Annotated in this window: 17 protein-coding genes; 5 read left to right on the forward strand and 12 right to left on the reverse strand. The window is 44.7% G+C overall.

Going from position 1 to position 21,223, the window contains the following annotated elements:
• The 6 genes from NCCP2222_RS06335 to NCCP2222_RS06360 form a co-directional block, all read right to left on the reverse strand.
• Positions 1 to 1,038, reverse strand: a 1,038-nt coding sequence (locus tag NCCP2222_RS06335; RefSeq protein ID WP_248510662.1) for an ABC transporter permease subunit, incomplete at its 3' end; no start/stop codon positions are given.
• Positions 1,019 to 1,918: an ABC transporter ATP-binding protein gene (locus tag NCCP2222_RS06340; RefSeq protein ID WP_248510664.1), complete on the reverse strand. Its 900-nt coding sequence runs from the start codon at positions 1,916 to 1,918 to the stop codon at positions 1,019 to 1,021. The genes NCCP2222_RS06335 and NCCP2222_RS06340, both read right to left, overlap by 20 nt.
• Positions 1,919 to 2,284: 366 nt before the next feature.
• Entirely contained in the window at positions 2,285 to 3,211 is a 927-nt protein-coding gene (locus tag NCCP2222_RS06345) for an AEC family transporter (RefSeq protein ID WP_248510665.1), read from the reverse strand.
• A gap of 519 nt (positions 3,212 to 3,730) precedes the next feature.
• A complete protein-coding gene (locus tag NCCP2222_RS06350) occupies positions 3,731 to 5,026 on the reverse strand; it encodes an ABC transporter permease subunit (protein WP_248510667.1) in 1,296 nt (431 codons plus the stop codon).
• Positions 5,023 to 6,126 (reverse strand): ABC transporter permease subunit, encoded by a 1,104-nt coding sequence (locus tag NCCP2222_RS06355; protein WP_248510668.1) that lies wholly within the window; start codon positions 6,124 to 6,126, stop codon positions 5,023 to 5,025. The genes NCCP2222_RS06350 and NCCP2222_RS06355 overlap by 4 nt, the downstream gene beginning before the upstream one ends.
• Positions 6,123 to 7,001, reverse strand: a complete 879-nt coding sequence (locus NCCP2222_RS06360; protein WP_248510669.1) for an ABC transporter ATP-binding protein — start codon at positions 6,999 to 7,001, stop codon at positions 6,123 to 6,125. Before NCCP2222_RS06360 ends, NCCP2222_RS06355 begins: the two co-directional genes overlap by 4 nt.
• A 254-nt stretch (positions 7,002 to 7,255) precedes the next feature.
• Between NCCP2222_RS06360 and NCCP2222_RS06365 the strand changes: the two genes are divergently transcribed.
• On the forward strand, positions 7,256 to 7,936 hold the full coding sequence (locus tag NCCP2222_RS06365) for a hypothetical protein (protein WP_248510671.1): 681 nt from the start codon (positions 7,256 to 7,258) through the stop codon (positions 7,934 to 7,936).
• 132 nt (positions 7,937 to 8,068) lie between these two features.
• Here the strand turns inward: NCCP2222_RS06365 and NCCP2222_RS06370 are convergent, their stop codons facing one another.
• The 3 genes from NCCP2222_RS06370 to NCCP2222_RS06380 all read right to left on the reverse strand — a co-directional run bounded on the left by NCCP2222_RS06370 (position 8,069) and on the right by NCCP2222_RS06380 (position 10,341).
• Entirely contained in the window at positions 8,069 to 8,797 is a 729-nt protein-coding gene (locus tag NCCP2222_RS06370) for an amino acid ABC transporter ATP-binding protein (protein WP_248510673.1), read from the reverse strand.
• A 14-nt stretch (positions 8,798 to 8,811) separates the two neighbouring features.
• The gene (locus NCCP2222_RS06375) at positions 8,812 to 9,444 is read right to left on the reverse strand and encodes an amino acid ABC transporter permease (protein ID WP_248510869.1); all 633 of its coding nucleotides are present in this window, start codon (positions 9,442 to 9,444) and stop codon (positions 8,812 to 8,814) included.
• A gap of 69 nt (positions 9,445 to 9,513) precedes the next feature.
• Positions 9,514 to 10,341: a transporter substrate-binding domain-containing protein gene (locus NCCP2222_RS06380; RefSeq protein WP_248510675.1), complete on the reverse strand. Its 828-nt coding sequence runs from the start codon at positions 10,339 to 10,341 to the stop codon at positions 9,514 to 9,516.
• A 173-nt stretch (positions 10,342 to 10,514) separates the two neighbouring features.
• Here NCCP2222_RS06380 and mgtE point away from each other — a divergent pair, with 173 nt between their 5' ends.
• A complete protein-coding gene (gene mgtE, locus NCCP2222_RS06385) occupies positions 10,515 to 11,873 on the forward strand; it encodes a magnesium transporter (RefSeq protein WP_248510677.1) in 1,359 nt (452 codons plus the stop codon).
• A gap of 94 nt (positions 11,874 to 11,967) precedes the next feature.
• On the opposite strand, the gene scpC is transcribed toward mgtE, so the two are convergent.
• Both scpC and NCCP2222_RS06395 read right to left on the reverse strand, forming a co-directional pair.
• Positions 11,968 to 13,485, reverse strand: coding sequence for a succinyl-CoA:acetate CoA-transferase ScpC (gene scpC, locus NCCP2222_RS06390; RefSeq protein WP_248510679.1), 1,518 nt, complete (start codon positions 13,483 to 13,485; stop codon positions 11,968 to 11,970).
• Between the two features lie 203 nt (positions 13,486 to 13,688).
• On the reverse strand, positions 13,689 to 14,333 hold the full coding sequence (locus NCCP2222_RS06395; protein WP_248510681.1) for a LytTR family DNA-binding domain-containing protein: 645 nt from the start codon (positions 14,331 to 14,333) through the stop codon (positions 13,689 to 13,691).
• A gap of 135 nt (positions 14,334 to 14,468) precedes the next feature.
• Here NCCP2222_RS06395 and NCCP2222_RS06400 point away from each other — a divergent pair, with 135 nt between their 5' ends.
• Entirely contained in the window at positions 14,469 to 15,098 is a 630-nt protein-coding gene (locus NCCP2222_RS06400) for a CBS domain-containing protein (protein ID WP_248510682.1), read from the forward strand.
• A 272-nt stretch (positions 15,099 to 15,370) separates the two neighbouring features.
• Here NCCP2222_RS06400 and NCCP2222_RS06405 read toward each other — a convergent pair whose 3' ends face one another.
• A complete protein-coding gene (locus tag NCCP2222_RS06405; protein ID WP_248510870.1) occupies positions 15,371 to 16,600 on the reverse strand; it encodes an MFS transporter in 1,230 nt (409 codons plus the stop codon).
• Positions 16,601 to 16,897: 297 nt separating this feature from the next.
• On the opposite strand from NCCP2222_RS06405, the gene NCCP2222_RS06410 reads away from it, so the two are divergent.
• Both NCCP2222_RS06410 and NCCP2222_RS06415 read left to right on the forward strand, forming a co-directional pair.
• Positions 16,898 to 19,327, forward strand: a complete 2,430-nt coding sequence (locus tag NCCP2222_RS06410; RefSeq protein WP_248510683.1) for an EAL domain-containing protein — start codon at positions 16,898 to 16,900, stop codon at positions 19,325 to 19,327.
• A gap of 580 nt (positions 19,328 to 19,907) precedes the next feature.
• On the forward strand, positions 19,908 to 21,209 hold the full coding sequence (locus NCCP2222_RS06415; protein WP_248510684.1) for a uracil/xanthine transporter: 1,302 nt from the start codon (positions 19,908 to 19,910) through the stop codon (positions 21,207 to 21,209).
• The last annotated feature ends 14 nt before the right edge of the window (positions 21,210 to 21,223 follow it).

Here is a 21,223-nt window from a genome sequence, read left to right on the forward strand (position 1 = left end):
CCACATTGGATAATTAGGGTATTCGGGTAAAAAACGGTCACCTCGGAACAGCTGAAACGGATTCCAAGGTACTTGAAGCATTTCCGCAGTTTCTGTCACTACAACACCAAGCATTATCAAGAAGCCGGTCAACATGACGGTTGAAAATGAACTTCTCAGCTGCGTGCCCATTACGAGTAAGAACGCGAAAAGAAAAGCACCCGCCCCGATGAACAGCAATGCGAGACGTCCCGCATATTGCCATGCTGGGATTATGGTGAATGCGTCTCCAGTTTCCAGGAAAACAGGATAATTCCAGTCATTGAATGAATCCGCGATCAATGAAGGAACAGTCCATCCTACTAGGAATACAATCCCCACAAACAGAAATGTGACCCATAGGAGACTGGTATACTTAGTAAGAAGGAACGATCTTCTTAATACCGGCTGTGTCCGTATCGTAAGCACCGTCTGTTGCTCTTTTTCATTCGTGTAAGTGCTTCCGAACAAGAGAAGAAGCAACAACAGCCCAGCAGGTCCGAGCAATATCATTGCCAGCTTATTCAGTTGCAAGAACGGAGAAATTGGGTACGTTTCGTTAGCATACGGCAATTGATGCTCGATCAGATATTTGTTTTTCACGATAGCCTTCTCTCTTTCTAGACCTTGCAACTTACTAAAGGAGCCTCCAGCCTCCTCTAATGTCTCTAAATTCGCCAGAAACTCTTTCTCCTGCTCAGGGATGTCTCCCCAGCGCTTTTCATAAATCGCACTTTTCCAATGAAAGATAGCATTCGCCATGTTATTTAAACTAGTAAACTGATGCCTTTGTTCTTCCGTCAAGCTGTTCTCCCGGTCAAGCGGCCTCAGCTTTGCATATAATTGATCGGTCTCCATCACAATTGGAAAAATTTTTTCTTCCGCTTCTCTGACCATCAAATCCTGCTCTAACAAGTTTTGATAAAAGACCCACCCAGCACACAACAAAACGACTAACAGCAACCAAATAAGCTTCTTCTGCCGCCAAATTTTCTTTAGCTCAAACTTCAACAAGCTCATTGGACTTCGTCTCTTCCGTAAAGATTTTCCGGTATCGTTCTTCGGAGCCGAATACTTTCTTGTCGATATCAATTATCGTGACACCTTGAAAGCCAAATAAGCGCAACACCCGATCGAGTTCGGCATCAGCTTGATAGACATGCAACCTCCCACTGATGTTCTCAAAAGGAATAGCTGCTGCCCGCAATGCTCGTTCCGCCTCTTCCGGCTTATCGACCAGAATCTGATAGCGGATCTGTTCAAAGGCGGCCATATCTTCTTGAATCAAATTCCCCTTCTTTAAGAACAAAATGGATGAAGTTACCCGATCGATTTCCGCCAAGTTATGCGAGGATAAAAGAATCGTCGTTCCTTCCTCACGCAACGCCAGCAACAGCTCCCGGACTCTGATGGCACTTGTCGGATCCAAGCCATTCAACGGTTCATCGAGAATCATCAATTTCGGTTGATTGACAACAGCCATTGCCAGCAAGAGATGTTGCTTCATGCCAAGCGAATAGTTCTTCACTTTCTTATTTAAATAGCTTGTGATGCCAATTCGATCTGCGGTTTTTAGCAGCTGTTTCTTTTTAAGCCCCTGCACATCACAAATGAACTGAAGATGATCGTAACCTGTCAAATACTCATACAGCACCGTATTGTCTTGCATGAAGGAAATCTCCCGGAAGATGTTTGGATCCCGGTTGTTCTTTCCTAAGACAGTCACTTCCCCTTTGTCTGCCGGCAATAAGTTTGTAATGATATTGAGCAATGTCGATTTCCCCGACCCGTTCGGTCCGACTAGCGCAATAATTTGAGGCTCTGCAAGTTCAAATGTGATCCCCTTTAACACCTGTTCCTTGCCGTATGATTTATACACATCTTTTATTGATAAAATCATTTCCATCCCCCTTACAAATCAGTTACTATCATCCTACCATAATTTTGAAGTTAACGGGTGTAATTTTTAGATAATTCTTTGTTTATAAGACTATATAAGTTGAAACAACTAGCTTTATCTAACAGTTGATTTCCGTTCCGAGCGGACGCTATCCTCGGGCACGACCGCAGCCAATCGAACAGCGAAGGGTTCAATTTGATGTATTTCTGGGTTTTACAGAAACTAAGGCAGCCTCACTTCCTGCTCGTAACGCTACGCTTTTACTCGCAAACGCCCTTCTTCGTAACGACGTTCGCTGGAGTGGCCGCTCTGCACTCCAATCAACTAAGTGATAGGTAAAATACTTAGGCAAACTTATATAACTAATTACACAAATAAAATTGTTGATAAATATACTATAAAAGTAACCGTAACCCCACTTAAAATGGTTGAAAATAGAACGGTCTGGGCTGCCAAATCGGGATAGACATCATATTCCAACGCAAGGCCTGAGCTATTGCGGGATGTCGGGAATGAACTTGCTATAAAAAGGGATTGGGCTACAATGCCATCCAGTCCGATGAGAAAAATTAGCATCAATGAAACAGCCGGCCCAATGACCAGCCTCCCAATACTGCTAACGATAATTGTCCGATTAAATATTGTGCGGATTTGAATCTGTGCCAACTGTGCTCCCAACAAGATGAGAGCAATCGCCAAAAACGCATCTGATAGATGAGAGATCGGAGTCCAAAGAAAACCTGGAATAGGAACATGCAGACCATTTAGCAATCCGCCAAGCAACATCGCGTGTGTGACAGGCATTTTTAATAACGATTTCATAATGTCCCATCCCGATTTCGTTGCAGCAATCAAATTATAGAGACCATATGTATACGTTAAAATATTTTGGAACACCATGACGATTATTTGAATGGATATGCCAAGAGGGGTAGCTTGAAAGAGTAGCTGGCTGACCGGTATTCCATAATTCCCTGAGTTAATTAACGAAATGCTGTTTTTAAAAATGGCCGCTTCTCCTTTGTCTAGCCTCAAAAACTTACTTAAGACACTAGTAACCAAAATCAGCAACAAACTAAATACCACTAAGTAACCCATGATTTCAAGCAAGACTTGGCCATCAATCTCCGTCTCATACAAGTTAATAAAAACAGCGGCCGGCATTAGACAGTAAGTTAACAAATTAGAAATGGCGCGTAAGTTAAACGAAAATTTTCTTTGCAAACAAGCTCCTATCACAACAAGGATTAAAATAGGCACTATTACTTGAATAAAAATAGTTCCGATGAACATGGCAACCTCCAATGATGCGGTTTTCTGAAATCTCTTCCTTTGAGTATACAAGAAAATAAGATTCCGAGGGTTCCCTCTCTTGATTACATTGGCCATAAATAAAAAGAGACAGACTCGACGGATACGAGTTTGCCTCCAATGACAGCTTATCAACTAGCTTGATATTCCTTCACACTCCTCTCGATCACAGGCTTGCTTAACGTAACAATCCTCATTTCCCCAAGACCCCCTTTGTTCAAGCTCCAATTATTTGGAATTAACCAGACAACAGAAAACCCTCCAGACTTGTTTATCCTTTACGAGAAAGATGCGTATGCATCGATATGTCATGTCGCCCTTAGGAATGAAACAGAAGCGAAGCGGCTGAGTTCATTAGCGGTTGAGAATATAGCGAGCATGCCGCACACTCCTTATAAGGACTTTATTATGGAGACATACGAGTCAATTTGTCAGACGTAATAGGGTCCGAGCTTCTACCATGCAAAAAGGCAGCTCCACTTACAGGAGGCTGCCTTGGCATTACGCGGCTACTCTTTTACTTTTAGCATAGAATCCAAGGAGACCCAGCAGGAACAAGAAACAACCCAAGATGCCTAATATTGCCGCACCATTGTGCAAACTAATGTCGGGATTGAAAGCAATTGCAGCAAGCTCACCATTCAGCACACGGTGCATGTCCACATACGTTAATGGATTATAAGCGGACTCAGGGATCGCTTTCATGCCGCCAAACAGGATAGCCCCTGTCACAAGGAATATAATGATAGGGTTCCGGATAGCGAGCGCAAGCAGGAAGTACAGGGAGTAGACGACGAATGTCAGAATAACGCCTAATAATAGGACTTCCTTTACATATTTGCTGACCGGGATGAAGTGAAACTGGTCTTTATCCGGATTGAGTGCGTTAAATTCACTGCCGTATGGGTTAGGCTCTCCTCCTTCATAGATAAGAACAGGATACTTTGCGCTGCCTATCCCATTGCCAAACTCACCACTTAGAATGATAGCGCCAAGCATCATGCCAACAAAAGCGATTGTTACAAACAAACCGCTAAAATATTTTGATAGAAAAATAGTTGTCCGTGGCACTGGCTGGACAAAGTGAAGCTGCATACTCCTCCTCTTCTTTCCATTTTCTGACGAGACGCTGTTTGCAAAGAGCAAACAGCCGAACAATATGATGATAGGTATGACGAACTTCGGGATTAGGCTATAAAAATAGGTAAACCCGGTGTCACCATAACGAGCCGTTAGCTGTTCCCACGCAGTTTGCGCTCTTCCCGTGAATTGGTCATAGATGGTAGGATGCAGTAAAAAGAATGATGTTGTTTGTACAACTGGCTCAATTCTATTTTTCTCCAACCATTGCAGCTCCTCCATTGTCGCCCGCAATGTGAATGACTGAACGAGCTGATCCTCGACACCGAGACTCCCCCTGTCGGTAAGAAAGACATCTAAATCGGCGATCTCTTCAGCAAGAATTGGTTCCCAATTTCTGTTTGTGTAATCAGCGATAAAGCGTTCCTGATTTTCGATAGATTGTTTGAACCTTTCTATATGTCCATCCAAAGCAGCTGACGCCTCTTCATCGCCCTGTTTTTCAGCAGCGGCTTTTTCAGCTTCCGCATCCTCTATATACAAATGATATTGGCTAATCGAAGTTTCCTTTTTCTTTATATTCCCCTCGCGCATACTTTCAGCCACTTTGAAATGGTAATAAGAAAAAATAAGAATCGCGAGCAACGACAAGGCTGTCGCTATCCAAATCGACTTTTTCTTCATCAGCTTTTTAAGTTCAAACGTGAATTGTCTCATTTTGCAACCCCCCGCCTTTGATTACTCCACATCGCAGCAAACAAGAGGACAATCGAAACGATAAGCAGAACAAGTATACCGCCAGGATAAAAGGCTGGCTGTGAAAGAATTACCTGATTTCCACTTACATATGTAAAGGGATTTAGGAATACATCCATTCCATTACGCGCCAGCATCCATCCTCCTGTAAAGAGTGCTGTAATGATGACACTTGAAACAATCGTCTGCCTGAATCCGAAACCGATCAAGGTCACCATGGCCGCGGCAAAAAACAGGGTGCCGGCACTGTAAAGAACCGCTTCATTAATATAGGAGCCTACACGCATTAATTCCCCTGATGTAAGCAATAATGGATAATCAAAGATCTGTTCCCTCGTTTCCATCACGAGTGTAGGAAGCAGATAGGAAAGAAGTAAGAAATAGACGAGCCAGGCCATAGCCACGAGCAGCAAAGAGGTAAACTTGACGAGTACAACCCTCCATCTAGGCACGGGGAACGCGTACACCATTCGCATATTCCGGTCTTCAAACTCTCGCGTAATCGATATGCCCAGCAATAGAAAAAGCACGGTATAGCCAACCGGATTGAGGACAAGAACCATCATTTGCTTCATGAATAATGGCGGCTGGTTAGAACGGTCAGGATCCTCCTTTGGCAAACCGAGCGCCAACAGCTGTTCGTTAAGCCGAATCGTATCCTCCAGATCGGCGTGACTCATCGTGTATCTCCCTCGTGCATCTTTATAAGCTATTGCACTTCGAGATACTTCAATTTCCCCTTGCAGTTCGTCTTCCCTTAGACCCTTACTAATAGAATCGATCAGCTCATTCAGCTTGTCTTGAAGATCAAGACCCTTATTTAAACGAAGTTCCAGTTCATCGCTCGGCTCGTCCTCCATCATCATAAGATCCGTTCTGTTTTGACTACTTACGTCTTGCAGATGATTTGAGAATGACTCAACTTTTTCAGCAGTAACCATATCCTGTTGAAGAACGTTGCGGATGAATATCGCGCCAATTAATAGAAGTGTTCCGGCAGCAAGGAAGAATAGGAGTCTCGTCCGTGTCATTTTCTTCATCTCAAATAGCAGCAGTCTCATAGCGACCCCACTTCGAATACTTCTTCATACCGCTTTTCTGATCCAGTAATCTCCTTCTGCATATCAAGCACATCGACATCCGACTGTTGAAGCAGATCCAGGAGGGATTGAAATTCATGTGAACCTAGAAGTATCCGAAAACCAGATCCCGTTTCATCGAAAACAAAAGCCTTTTCTGTGAGCAGTTCTTTCAAAGGGGATTTCTTCTTAACTGTAACTTGGTAATAAACTTGCTCGTATTGATCCATATTTTCCTCAATGAGCTTTCCATCTTTCAGAAAAATGATTTGTTTCGTGACCCGATCGACTTCCGATAGATTATGGGAAGATAAGATGATGGTCGTTCCCTTGTCAGCCAGCTCTAGCAGGATTCTCCTCATCATGATCGCACTCGTCGGATCCAGACCATTCAGTGGTTCATCGAGCAACAGCAACTTCGGCTCGTTAATAATGGCCATCGCAAGCAAGAGATGCTGTTTCATCCCAAGTGAATAATTCCCCACTGTTTTGCGCAAATAATTTTCCATACCAACGTAACTTGCCACTTCTCGAATTCGTTTAGCCGGTAGTCGATGCATATCACAAACATATTTCAAATGATCATAGCCAGTCAGGTAGTCGAACAAAACCGTATTGTCCTGGAGATATGAGACCTCCTTGAAAACCTTGTAATTCTTATTCGACTTACCGACCAGCTCCACACTTCCGGAAGTAGCAGGGATTAAGTTCGTCACGATATTCAAGAATGTCGTCTTTCCAACACCGTTCGGTCCAACGAGCGCCCAAATGCCGGGAGAATCAATTGACAGGGAAATATCCCGCAACACTTGCTGCTTTTTGTATTGTTTAGAGAGGTTCTTTATCGCTACTATCACTAGTCATCACCCTTTTCCTTTATTGAATGTGCGAGTGGATCTCATTCTCAACATTCGGTTATACTGTCGGTTCAGTATTTTTTGGTTATAATTAACAATAGGTTACCATGTAAATGGAAGGAAGTGAAGGGAAACACCAACATTTTTCATACTAGTAGAAATAAAACATTTTATTTCACTAGAACTCTAGACTCCCATCCAGTTAAATGAAATAATCTAGCTAACTGTAAATTAATTAGAAAAGAAGGGACGCTATGAGAAAATATAAAAAGTGGGTCATTGTTCTCGCCCTCTTGTGTAGTTCCCTAGGTATCTATTATTTTTCCACTACCAACTCATGTATGCGGAAGGCCCCCTACTACAATTCCTTTGTATTCGTCAATCAGCCGCTAGCCAATAGCAATTTTGAAGTGAGTCAAAATGTAAGTAATGAAGCGGTGGATAAAAGTGAATACAAGCGATTTAAACAGACGGAAAAGGCGATGAAGGAGTTTGGAAAGTATGTGCCGCTGACAAAAGATGAGCCGTATCTTATTCAGTGCACTTTTGGAGAAGTGACGTATTCGGATGGGGAACCGATACAGTTTACGCATTATGTTGAGTATCGGGACGATATTAAAATGGATGTCCGTAAAGGGGCTAATTGGGAATATGACAAGATGCTTGTGTTCGCAATGTATTATTATCGTATCAGTAAGGAACCTTTCGACTATTCTTTGCAAGACTCGGGACTAGAAGAGGTTAGGACCATTCGTTTAGATGATGGAGTGGAAGCACTCGTTACTAGAAATCTAGTGGAATGGAAGGATGATCGGCTTTATTATCAACTCTTTATTAGAAACGGTTTTTATTCCGATACCGAGTTAACTTTTTTGGTCAATTCCTCTAGGGCCAATATTAGTACTGTGCCTGAATGGGTGAATGAGATCAAATAAGCATTGTTTTAGAACTAGTCGCAAATTCAATCGAAATTCCTCACTTAACGCAAGTTTTAATTTAACAACAAAAAGCAGCCTCCCCATGGTGGAAGGCTGCTACTCATTTTCTATACATCGATATGCTGTTGGTTACTTCAGGTTCACCATCTCCAAAAACTGGCGTGTCCGTTCATTTGATGAATGATTAAAGAATGTGTCCGGATCAGCATTTTCAATAATGCGCCCTTCGTCGAGCATGATGATACGGCTGGCGACCTCTCGGGCGAATTTCATTTCATGTGTGACGACGACCATGGTCATCCCTTCGTTCGCGAGGTCTTGCATGACTTGCAAAACTTCCCCGACGAGTTCAGGGTCAAGCGCCGATGTCGGTTCGTCGAACAAGAGTGCTTTCGGTTCCATTGCCAGTGCTCTGGCAATGGCTACCCGTTGTTTTTGACCGCCTGATAGCTTGTTCGGGTAGACATCCGCCTTGTCAGACAAGCCTACTTTCTCAAGAAGTTGGCGCGCAAGCTGTTCTGCTTTGGACTTGTCCATCTTTTTGACAATCATCGGCGCTTCTATAATATTTTCGAGAACCGTTTTATGTGGAAACAGGTTGAAATGTTGAAACACCATTCCGACTTCCTCGCGTACCTTTGGCAAGTTATCCTTCTTCCGATCTATTTTCCGGCCATCGATATAAATGTTGCCCTCTTGTGCTTTTTCCAGGAAGTTCAGGCAGCGGAGCAATGTACTTTTCCCAGAGCCGCTGACACCGACCAATACAACGACTTCTCCCGGATGGATGTTCAAATCGATCCCTTTCAGCACTTCTAGTTTGCCGAATTTTTTATGGAGATTTTCTGTCTTGATCATGCTGTTTGCCTCCCTTATGTTTTATCTACATTCAATTTATTCTCATACAATCTGAGCAGTCCTGTAAAAATGAGAACAAGAACGAGATAGTAGAGTCCAACGACCATAAACGTTTCGAATGGCAAAAAGGATGAGGCCGCTTCCCGGTTTGCCAAGCCGAATAATTCTGTAACACCAATAACGTAAACGAGGGACGAGTCCTTCAGCGTTATGATGAATTGGTTGCCGAGGGGCGGAATTGCAATACGCAATGCTTGAGGGAAAATAATCCGGCGCATCGTCTGATTCTTATTCATACCGAGTGCAAGGCTAGCTTCCCGCTGGCCGCGATCCACTCCTTGGATCGCTCCCCTAAAAATTTCGGCGATGTAAGCACCATTATGGACTCCAAGCGCGATGGCCCCTGCCCAGAAATTGGACAACACAATGATCGATGTAATCCCATAATACAAGAACATAATTTGTACTATAAGCGGTGTTCCCCGGATGACCGATATATAAATGTTGGCGATCGTACTAAGAATTTTCGATTTTGAAATTCTCATTAAGGCGAACAAAATTCCGAGTACTATTCCAATTACAAGTGCAATTGCTGTTATTTTCAACGTGACGAGTGCCGCTTTCAAGAAGCCTTCGTACGTCCGCATGAATACTTCATATATAGTTACTAATGTTTCTGGCACTGGTCACTCCCTCTTTCTTTTCCAAGTCTATTGTTATTCCAGCAGTTCTGCATCTTCCAAATCGATCTCTAACAGATTTCGTTTAAACCATTTTTGAGAAATCTCTTCGTACGTGCCATCATTGATGATTTCCTTCAACGCTTTATCAATTTCATCACGCAATTTATCATTATCCTTGCGAACGGCAATGGATGGCTGTTCGACCCATAACGGGTTACCGACTTCCTTGATCGCGAAACCACTATCCTTCGCTTCAAACCCTACAATGTCGGAAGTTATAACTGCATCAAGGCGTCCCTTTACCGTTAAGTCTTTCAATGCGACTACGTCACTGCTGTAATATTGCAGATTGTCTGATACGGTTTTTGCCGGTTCTTCATACGTTGATTGGGCGACAACACCGATCTTCTTACCTTTCAAATCTTCTGGTGATGTTACGTCGTTATTATCTGCAGATACCCAGATCATGCCGCCAGAGTAATAGTATGGCTCAGTAAAAGCAGCCTGCTCTGCACGTTTCTTTGTGTAGGCCATAGACCCGATGATGGCATCATATTTTTTGGCGACCAAGCCTTGCAAGATCGTTTCAAATGGGTTTGTTACCGGATTCGGCTCCAATCCCATCTTTTCCGCAATCGCTTTACCGATCTCCACGTCAAAACCCGTCAGTTCCCCATTCTCTTCAAAGTTAAAAGGTTTATAAAGTCCACTTGCGGCATATGTTAACTTCCCTTTATTTACGAGCTCATAGCCTTCTTCTGTCGTAGTTGTGCTCCCCTTCTCCTCTTTTTTTGTTCCGCACGCTGTTAGTACCAACATAGCAGCTGCTAAGATGATTACCCAATTCTTCCATTTACTCATGATGAGTCTCCCCTTTTTGTTTCGGCATTTCACCGTTTTTTAGGTCACTAACTCACTTTCCCTATTGTTCTCTTGCTAAACATCTAATTTGAGTTTGTTTTCTTCTGGCCTATTTAGGGAAGAAGGGCTTGTAAGAGTTTCATTGAGAGAATAGTAAAAGTGAGGTGGAGCAAATGCCAGTGAATGGGAACCGAGATGAAATCTCACGAGCGCTCATTCAGCTGCTAAGAGAAGGAAAAAAAGATAAGTTCAAAAAGGCAATTGAAGAGCTGCCTCCGTTTGAGGTTGCGGCCCAATACCGCTGTCTCCCGAAAAAGCGCCGTCCATTATTTCTTGAAATTATCAGCACAGAAAATGTGGTTACGCTGCTTCGGTATTTAACAAAGAATGAGCAACTGAATGTGCTGAAATTAATCGGTCCGAAACGGTCGTACGAGTTGCTCGATTTGATGAAGAGCGAGGATTTGTCCTACCTTCTGTCTGACCTGCCCGATAAAGAAATCGAGCATTTGATTGCAGAATTGCGACAAGAGGAAAAACGAGATATACGGAAGATGATGAAGTATCCGAAACGTTCGGCCGGACGAATCATGACAAGCCGATATGTTTGGGTGCATGAATCATATTCGGTGGAAAAAACCATCGACAAATTAAAGAACTTCAAGGAGTTCGCCCACTATTTAAACTACGTCTATATTATTACAGACGATAAAAAATTGGCCGGCGTCTTATCCTACCGGGATTTATTGCTCGCCAAACCGGACGAATGTGTGAAGGACATTATGACATCTGATGTAATGAGTGTACACGAGACGACCCAGCAGCGGGATGTTGCAAAAATGATTGGAAGATATGATTTCGTTTCCGTTCCGGTAGTGAACGATCAAAACGTACTCGTCGGGATTATTACAGCGGATGATGTACTTGATATTGTGGTCCGGGAAGCGAATGAAGACATTGAGATGCTGTTTGCCTCAGGTAAGTCAATCGATTTTAACACGCCTCCATTCATCGCTGCGTATCGCCGCTTGCCTTGGCTCATACTTCTATTGTTTATTGGCCTCGTCTCGGGGAGTATCATCTCCAAGTTCGAAGATACATTGCAGGCCGTTGTTGCTTTGGCCTTCTTCATGCCCATGATTGCCGGGATGACCGGGAATACAGGAACCCAGTCGCTCGCTGTCGTGGTCCGCGGACTCGCATCCGATGATATGGATTTGAAGAGAGGATTAAAACTGGTCTTCCGAGAACTGATTGTCGGCGTTCTTCTCGGCGTCGTCTGCGGTGCCGTCATTTCTATCATCGCTTATATTTGGCAAGGCAGCTTCACGCTCGGCCTCGTCGTCGGATCTTCCCTCGTCGCTACGCTGATTATCGGTACACTCGCTGGAACCGTCATTCCACTTATTTTAAATAAATTCAAAGTGGACCCCGCAGTGGCATCCGGTCCGTTAATCACAACAATTAACGATATCCTGTCATTGCTCATTTATTTCGGCATCGCTACGATGTTTATTTCAAAACTAATGTAATATGTGAACGCACACGCAAAAAGGAGTCCCGCAATCGGGACTCCTTTTCATCTACAGGTTGGTACTATGTCAACAGGCTTTCACCTGATGGCACTCATTGTGCTGTTTCTTCCACTTTCGGACGCATCGTGCCGTGTTCCATAAGATTCAAATGCCAGGAGAACGCCTTTTCAAGGACATGCGGCGTATGCCCGCCACGCCCGAGCGCTTCCTCGTAATATGCCCAAAGGGGTTCACGATAGTCGGGATGCGCACAGTTCTCGATGATCAACCCAACCCGCTCCCGCGGGGCAAGCCCGCGTAAATCAGCATAGCCGTGTTCTGTTACGATGACATCGACATCATGCTCGGTATGGTCGACATGCGAAACGAACGGCACAATACTCGAAATATCGCCGCCTTTAGCGACAGATTTGGTCACGAAGATCGCAAGCCTGGCGTTTCGCGCAAAGTCGCCGGAGCCGCCGATGCCATTCATCATTTTCGTTCCTGTCACATGTGTTGAATTGACATTCCCATAAATATCAAGTTCAAGCGCCGTATTGATCGAGATCAAACCAAGTCGGCGAATAATTTCCGGGTGGTTGGAAATTTCCTGTGGCCGCATAACAAGTTTGTCACGATATTTTTCAAAATTAGAGAAGACCTGTTCCATCTTCTCTTGTGACAATGTAATGGAAGCGCATGACGCATAACGGACTTTTCCGGCGTCTATCAAGTCAAATACAGCATCCTGCAACACTTCGGAGTAGACTTCCAGCTCCTCAAATTCTGAGTGCAGCATCCCATGAAGTACCGCATTCGCCTGTGACCCAATGCCGGATTGCAAAGGTGCCAGCTTATTCGTCAATCGGCCAGCCTTTATTTCTGACCGCAGGAATTCGAGAAGATGCCCCGCCATCATTTGCGTCTCTTCGTCTGGCTGCGTGATAAGCGAAGGGGAATCCTGCTGGTTCGTAAAGACGATACCCTTGATTTTTTCCAGCGCTACAGGAATTCCAATTGAACCGATTCGGTCATCTGTGTTAGCCAGCGGAATCGGCCGACGTTCGCCTTGCTTGCCCGGATCATAGAGATCGTGAACGCCTTCCAGTTCCGCAGCATGCGCTAAATTAATTTCAATGATAACTGACTTTGCATGCTGGGCAAACGAATAGGAATTGCCGATGGACGTCGATGGAATCACCATTCCGTCCTCCGTAATTGCAACCGCTTCCAATATTGCGAAGTCGATCGAATCAATCACATTGGAACGAATCCATTCAGCCGTATGCGATAAATGATGATCGCAGAATAGCACATCTCCTTCGTTAATGCTCCTGCGCATTGCCGGCTCCGCTTGGAAAGGCAACCGCTTATGTACAATCCCGGCTTCCGCAAATAGCTTATCAACATCCGAACCAAGGGAAGCTCCCGTGTAGACATTCACTTTAAATGTTTCTGTTTCCGCCCGTTTTACTAATGCCATTGGAACTGCTTTGGCATCACCTGCCCGAGTAAACCCGCTGAGCCCTAGCGTCATCCCGTCCGAAATCCATGACGCTGCCTCTTCGGGGGACACGACCAAGTTTTTCAATTCATCGATTCGAATCCGATCCATTTGCTGCCCCATACCGCCTAGCCCCTTTTCGTAACTTTTAGATAATCGTAAATCTATCGTATCGCAACCGCTTTCACGATAGGAGAATGGGGTGCATTTAAGGAAATATGAAGACGAATCGGGACAATCTCAGGGTCAAGCAGAAGATTTTTGTTTTATAGTCTGCAGGCAGCTTGTGGAAGTGTTCTTATCAAACCGCCTGCAGAAGGAGGTTATTAGAATCCGAGCATTTTCCGGAAGTAGCTGGAATAGGATTGACTGACCGGAATCTTTGCGCCGTTCGCCATACCAAGCACAAATGTAGAATGGGTATCGGGATAGATCTCCTTTATGTGATGAACATTTACAATGAAGGAACGGTGGCAGCGGACAAATAAATCACGCGGCAAACTGAACTCGAAGTTTTGTAGGGAATTCTTATGCGTGCCTGTCAGCTGATCCGCAATGACATATGTTTTTCGGTCCTTCACTTCAATATAATGCACATCACCGAAAGGAACCGGGACCCAGCCATCTTGCGTCCGGATTGTAACGACGGACTTTCCTTCCGTAAACGCCGGATAAATCGCAACAACACAACCCGCCAGCTGGCCTTCCTGATGGAAAGGCACTGCCATCCCTTGGTATGGGACTCCGAAGACATCCCGCTGGATAAACTCGGACACCCGCTGATCCTCGTGGAGCGCCTTGTATGCAATCGTTCCTTCTTTTACGGGATCGCCCGGTTTTATTTTTAAATCGACTCGCTTACTCGGCCGATAATAGACATATTCCTTCGTATTTGCCACGACGATGGAGATTTCGTCTGCGAACAATTCCCCCACAATATCGAGGAGGGCCGCATGTTGCAATGTTTCCAAATGGATCACTCCTTTTCCTGTGAACCTATACAAATAGTATAAATTCACTTGTCAAAGAATCAAGCTCTCACTTATAATAAATTTTAATCAATATTTTGATTTAACTGAAATGACTGTAGATAAGGGGGATTGACGATGCATATTCGAGACTTGACGCTGGAACGTTTAGCAGTGGCAACTGTTTCTATTGAAGAGACTGTAAAAGATGCATTGAAAAAAATTAATGAGACGGGGTACCGTTGCATACCAGTTGTAGACTCGCAGGATGCCTACAAAGGAATGTTATACAAAGTGGACTTGATCGAATATCTGTACGAAGAGAAAGGGGATGAGCAATCATCTATCGATTCTCTCGTCAAGCATGCGGACATCTTTATTACAGAAGACGAGTCCTTCTTAAATGCGTTATTGCAAATCAAGGCATTGCCATTTATCAGCGTCGTAAAAGACGGGAAGCTATTTGGCATTTTAACACACAATAAAGTCGAAAGCGTACTGGAAGATGCGTTTGGATTGAAAACAGGCGGCATTAACATCACCCTTGCATCAACAGAGGCAAAAGGGATGATCAACCGTCTGACGAAAACCCTGCGCGATGACAATATCGAAGGCTTGCTGACACTCGATAACGGTTCCTCCCTTGCACGCCGCGTCGTCATTACTCTCGAAGATACCCGAAGTGATGAGGAAGTCGCCAAACTTCGTGAAAAGCTGGAAAAGAACGGTTTCCGTATTCTGCAGGTTTCCAGATTGAATAAAAAATAAGCATAGAGAAGCGCCATCCATTTATTTGGATGGCGCTTCAGAGTGTAGACAAAGTCGATTTTAACTTTGTCTACACTTTTGTAATTGCTTTTTCGACTAATTAGCACACACCTCAGCCTGGCTTGAAAACGCTTGCCAGACTAGGCGCGAAGGCGAGCGAAGACTCGAATAGAACTAAAGTTCATGAGAGGACGAGCGAGCCGAGCAACAACGTATGAAAGCGTTTGTCAACAGGCTGAAGCGCCATCCATTTATTTGGATGGCGCTTTTTATTACCGCGCGGCAAGCTCTGATTCAGGTTTGGGAACGAGATAAAGAATCGTTCCGCCGATAATAAACAAGATGACCAAGCTGAAAACACCGTATGCGGAACTACCTGTTAGCTGAGCTGTGACACCAAGCAATAATGGGCCCATAACAGACGCAAATTTACCAAAAATATTATAGAATCCGAAAAACTCATTCGCTTTTTCCTTTGGTACAAGCTGCGCATAATAAGAACGGCTCAATGCCTGAATGCCGCCCTGCGACGAAGCGACTAACATGGCCAATATCCAGAAGTCGAGCGTCGTTTCAAGAAAAAAGGCGTACACACACACTGCGATGTAGACAAAAATGCCGACATAGAGCATTCGTTTTACAGAAAATCTCTTAGCCAGCCGGCCATATAAAATGGCAAATGGCGCAGCAACGACCTGTGTAACAAATAAGATGATCAGAAGACTCGTTGCATCAATGCCCAAGTCCGTCCCATACGCGGTTGACATCGAAATGATCGTACCTACCCCATCAATGTAGAAAAAGTACGCGAGCAAAAACAGAAAAACCGTCCGATACTTCCGGATCTCTTTGAACGTCACTCCTAAGCGGCGAAAACTCCCCGCCAGCAGTCGGGGCTCTCGTTCAATCCCATACTGTTGCACAACATTTTTAAGCATCGGAATCGTAAAGCTGAACCACCAGATACCTGTAATGACAAAGGCAATCCGGCTCGCCATGGACGTTTCAATCGGCAGCACGCCCTTTTGCGCCAGCAGAATAACTGCGATGCTTATAATAAATGGAATGGTACTCCCGATATACCCTAAACCAAAGCCCCTAGCAGACACATCATCCATTTTATCTTCCGACGTTACATCCACAAGAAAGGCGTCGTAGAATATATTCGCCCCATGAAAGCCTACCGCCGTGATTGTATATAAAACAAGTAACATGAACCAATTGTCTCCCGGAACGAACGCCAATGAAATGGTCGATAGCGATCCCAATAGGAAAAAGGCGAAGAAAAATTTCTTTTTTAATCCTTGATAATCTGCAATTGTGCCAAGAATCGGGCCAATCATCGCCAGAATGAATGTCGCAATGGCCACCGTGTAGCCCAAATAGGCCGTAGAATGTGCAAGACTCACTCCCGCATCAGTGGCCACCGCTTTGTAGTAGAGCGGAAAAACTGCTGTCGTAATGATAATGGAATAAGCTGAGTTGGCCCAATCATAGTACATCCAACTCTTCTCCGTTTTCGTATATTTCTTTTTCACAATGCTCCCCCTTCCCTCTTACTCTCAGTTTACATTCAAAACGACAAGAACAGTAGAGAAAACTTGTTTTTATTTGTAAAAATTCCGTCAATCTTCTTCCGGACTGCAAGTAGATAACGAGATAGTAAGATGGTATAATCGGATAAACTGCAAATAAGAAAAAGGTCATTATAATTTCATAAAAATTATATATGAATTATCATTCATAGTTCCAACGGATTACTCGCATTGCCACCCATCTAGTGGAAAGGAATAGAAGCTATGATCATAGAGGAATTAAAAAAACATCCATCTATTTATCTGCTCGTCAATCAAAAATTTTGCATATCCACGGCAGACCGGGACGGGATCCTTCTTCATGTAAATGAAAACTTTTGTACTCTTTCGCAGTATGATGCATCTGAATTGATTGGAAAAGATTTTGGATTATTAAACCCCGACTATGATAAAGACATATTCTTTGCCGAGATGAACGAGGCTTTTCAGAGCAATCGCTACTGGCATCGCAAAATTAAAAGTGTGGCTAAAGACGGTTCCCCCTACTGGGTGGAGGCGATCATTTCCCCCATCTTTAATGAGCAAGGCGAATTTGATGGGTTCATTTCCGTAGATACGGACGTGACGGCATCGGAACTTACAAGCAAGCAATATATCGAGACTGTTGAGAATCTACGAAATATCGAAAATGCACTCGATCACTCTTCCGTTGTGGCAATCACCGATTCAAAAGGGATTATCACGTATGTAAATGAGAAATTCTGTGAGCTATCGCAATACTCGCAAGCAGAGCTAATCGGCAAAACACACCGCGTCATCAACTCGGCCTATCATCCCAAACTCTTTTTCCAAGACATGTGGGAAACGATCAGAAACGGTCAAGTGTGGCAAGGGGATATCCAAAATCGAGCGAAAGACGGGTCACTATATTGGGTGGCGACCACTATCGTCCCATTCGTGGGCAAAGATGGGAGACCAGTTCAATATATTTCCATCCGCCATGATATCACTGCACGGAAGCAGGCGGAGCAATCACTTGAAATTGCATTGCTCAATGATTTCAGGCAAACAGTTAAAAATCTCCAAAACGCGATTTTTAAATACAAACCGGATAAAACTGGAGCCATCACGTTTACGCTAATGGAAGGAAAAATTGCTGAAGAATTAGGGGTTACTGCTGACTCATTAAATAATGGAAAACTTGGCGGGGAGTACAGCGAAGAAGAGCTATCACGGCTCTCTCAATTGTTCCATCAAGCACTTGTTGGGGAAACCGTTCAATTCGAACTCCCTTTTTCATTCATGACGTTTCTCGTGTATCTCTCCCCTATTTTTAGAGAGGGACAAGTGGAGGAAGTGGTCGGCACGGCGATCGACATTACAGAACGCATGGAAGCGGAACGGGTCATTGAACATATGGCTTATTACGATTACCTGACCGGATTGCCAAACCGCCGGATGCTTCAGGAACAGGTGGCAGATTGGATCCATTATGCCCAAGAGGGCAACTCAGAATTTGCATTGCTCTTCATGGACTTGGATCGGTTTAAAATGATTAACGATACGCTAGGGCACCATGTTGGGGATGAATTGTTACAAGCAGTCGGCAAAAGATTGTCTCTCTCTGTGGGTGAAAAGGATTTTGTTGCACGGCTAAGCGGTGATGAATTCGTCGTACTCGTTCGTTCAGGCGATCGTCCTGCCGTGCAAGCCATTTCTGAACGAATCGTGGAAGATCTGTCTTATCCGTACTTGCTGGGGCAGCACGAAGTCTTCGTGGCGCCGAGCATTGGCATCAACTTCTACCCGGCAGATGCAACGGATTACAATACCCTAATGAGAAATGCGGATTCCGCGATGTATCTGGCAAAGGAATCCGGACGTGGCACCTATCAATTTTTCACAAAAAAACTGCACGATGAATTAGTGGAGCAGACCATGGTAGAAATGGAATTGCGACAAGCCTTGCAACGCAATCAGTTATCTCTTGCCTACCAGCCCCAATTCGATTTGAAAACCGGTCGGATGAAAGGCATGGAAGCCTTGCTCCGCTGGCAACATCCAATACGCGGATTTATTTCACCCGCCTATTTCATACCGATTGCGGAGGACAACGGATTCATCCTGCCCATCGGCGAATGGGTGCTGAAAACCGCCTGCCGCGACGCAAAGGAATGGCAGCAGACAGGCTTGCCCCCCATGCGGGTTAGCGTCAACGTATCCATCCGTCAATTCAGGCAACCTTCTTTCGTATCCGATGTAAAAGCAATTCTGGATGAAACAGGACTTGAACCGCAATATCTCAACTTAGAAATCACCGAAACCATTATGTCCGATGTCCATCATGGCAAATTAATATTGCAAGAACTGCGCAACCTGGGCGTCAACGCAAGCATCGACGACTTCGGAACGGGCTACTCATCCTTGATCTATTTAAGTAAATTTCCACTCACCCACTTAAAAATCGATCAAGCATTCATTCGTGAGCTGGACGAAAACAACACAATGATCGTCAAAGCCATTATCGACCTTGCCAAAAATCTGAATCTGCAAGTCGTCGCAGAAGGCGTGGAAACCCAAGACCAAGCCTGCTTCCTTAACAAGCTGCACTGTGACGAAGTTCAAGGCTATCTATACGCCAAACCCCTCTCCAAGGCAGACTTCACCCGCTTGCTGGAGGAACAAAAAAATTAACATTGAGCCGCGCCCTCTATAGCAGAGGGCCGGCTTTTTTTGATGAGCATCTGCTGACGGATTGGCGGATGGCGGAGCGTTGGTATGAAAGGCGGCTTGCTGGTATGCGATGGAGTGATTGGAGATACGAGCGGTTCGCTGGATTATACGAGAGGTTCCGGAAGTTTACGAGCGGTCTTCGGGATATATGAGGGAATTGTAGAAGTTACGAGCGGTCACGGGATTATATGAGCGGTTGGCAACAGGATACGAGAGGTTGCTGGAATTATACGAGCGGTTTAGCGAAAAGACCGGGTATTAAACTTTTTATGCGTCGATTATTCAAAGACTTTCAATACGCGGCGAACCGTCATGCCTCGAAACACTCCATTCCGCGCTGAATGCTTTTAACAATTTAAGGTTTTTCATAGATACTGCAAATGTGTCCCCACCTCAACGTTAAAGCATCTGCCTATATTTTCACTGAACCTTCTAATTTATCTATCATTATATAGTCAGGCAGAATACTTTTATGGTATAGTAGCACCTAATTAATTGTTTCGTAACCTAGAGTAAGTGCTTGGGGAGGTTGGTGTTATGCATGAGGGCTAGTCTATCCGTCACACTGCTGGCGGGATTTCAATGGTTATTTTTCATGTTTGCGAATACGGTGGTCATTCCGATATCGATCGGCAGTGCATTTGATTTGGAGCAGGTAGAAATTGTGTCAGCGATTCAGCGGTCATTCATCCTTACGGGGCTCGCTTGTGTTCTGCAAGGTTGGATCGGCCATAAGCTTCCATTGATGGAAGGACAGTCAGGGCTGTGGTGGGGTGTCATTTTGAGTTTGGCGGGAACTGCGGATGCGCTCGGAATGGAATTGACAACGGTCGGCGGTAGCATTGCAGTGGGTGCCATGATTTCGGGAGCACTTGTAGCGGTTTTCGGTCTGCTGGGCATAGGTGAATTGTTGAAGAAGTGGTTCACGCCAGCCGTCATGTTCGTGTTTCTTTTATTGCTAGCCAATCAATTGATTTCGATCTTCCTGAAAGGGATGATCGGCTTGAATGAAGGGTCTGTCATCGATATGAAAATGGCCGGCTTTTCCTTTCTGCTCGCTACCTTCACGATCCTCATCCATGTAAAGGGCAAAGGCATAATCAGCCGGTTGAATCTTTTGATCGGCATGGTGGCAGGCTGGATGGCGTCATCTTTCTTTTTCCCGTCAGAGACGGAGGAAGCGATACATACGACGCCATTTCTGCAGTGGTTTCCCTGGGGCGAGCCGACATTGGAGTGGGGCATTGTCCTGACTGTTATTATGGCGGGATTGCTGAATACGACAAATACGGTCGCTACCTTAAAGGAATCCGAGGATCTATTCGGCAAAGTGACAACCCGATTTCAATATAAGTCTTCTTTCTTCTTAACAGGAATCCTGACAACCTTATCCGGAATGCTTGGTCTTGTCCCCTTTGCGCCGTACGCCTCTTCTCTTGGCTTTCTCCAGTCGACCGGCATCCGTGAACGCACTCCTTTTTTTCTTGGGGCCGCCTTGTTCATTATTCTAGGTCTCTCCCCTTCCCTGACAGCTTTCTTTTCCACCATCCCGCACAGTGTCGGCAACACCGTCCTGTTCGTCGCTTATTTGCAATTATTCCGCTCTTCGCTACGCAATATTGAAGGGTTATCATTCGAACCGAAAACGGTATACCGTGTTGCTTTGCCGGCGCTCGTCGGCCTGGCCGTTATGACCTTTCCGGTAACAGTGTTTACTCCCTTGCCGGAACTCGTCCAGCCTTTACTCTCGAATGGACTGCTTATGGGCATTCTATCAGCACTCATCTTAGAACTCTTCTACTGGTTCGGGCCACGGATCAAGCACTTGCCGATTGGAAAATGAGTTATAATGGAGGG

Origin of the sequence: Sporosarcina sp. NCCP-2222, assembly GCF_023168145.1 — a bacterium.
Classification (GTDB): Bacteria; Bacillota; Bacilli; order Bacillales_A; family Planococcaceae; genus Sporosarcina.

Coding starts and splice junctions, on each gene's coding strand:
- NCCP2222_RS06340 (WP_248510664.1), bottom strand. CDS start 1,918: ATGATTTTATCAATAAAAGATGTGTATAAATCATACGGCAAGGAACAG.
- NCCP2222_RS06345 (WP_248510665.1), bottom strand. CDS start 3,211: ATGTTCATCGGAACTATTTTTATTCAAGTAATAGTGCCTATTTTAATC.
- NCCP2222_RS06350 (WP_248510667.1), bottom strand. CDS start 5,026: ATGAGACAATTCACGTTTGAACTTAAAAAGCTGATGAAGAAAAAGTCG.
- NCCP2222_RS06355 (WP_248510668.1), bottom strand. CDS start 6,126: ATGAGACTGCTGCTATTTGAGATGAAGAAAATGACACGGACGAGACTC.
- NCCP2222_RS06365 (WP_248510671.1), top strand. CDS start 7,256: ATGAGAAAATATAAAAAGTGGGTCATTGTTCTCGCCCTCTTGTGTAGT.
- NCCP2222_RS06370 (WP_248510673.1), bottom strand. CDS start 8,797: ATGATCAAGACAGAAAATCTCCATAAAAAATTCGGCAAACTAGAAGTG.
- NCCP2222_RS06375 (WP_248510869.1), bottom strand. CDS start 9,444: ATGCGGACGTACGAAGGCTTCTTGAAAGCGGCACTCGTCACGTTGAAA.
- NCCP2222_RS06380 (WP_248510675.1), bottom strand. CDS start 10,341: ATGAGTAAATGGAAGAATTGGGTAATCATCTTAGCAGCTGCTATGTTG.
- mgtE (WP_248510677.1), top strand. CDS start 10,515: ATGCCAGTGAATGGGAACCGAGATGAAATCTCACGAGCGCTCATTCAG.
- scpC (WP_248510679.1), bottom strand. CDS start 13,485: ATGGGGCAGCAAATGGATCGGATTCGAATCGATGAATTGAAAAACTTG.
- NCCP2222_RS06400 (WP_248510682.1), top strand. CDS start 14,469: ATGCATATTCGAGACTTGACGCTGGAACGTTTAGCAGTGGCAACTGTT.
- NCCP2222_RS06405 (WP_248510870.1), bottom strand. CDS start 16,600: ATGTACTATGATTGGGCCAACTCAGCTTATTCCATTATCATTACGACA.
- NCCP2222_RS06410 (WP_248510683.1), top strand. CDS start 16,898: ATGATCATAGAGGAATTAAAAAAACATCCATCTATTTATCTGCTCGTC.
- NCCP2222_RS06415 (WP_248510684.1), top strand. CDS start 19,908: ATGAGGGCTAGTCTATCCGTCACACTGCTGGCGGGATTTCAATGGTTA.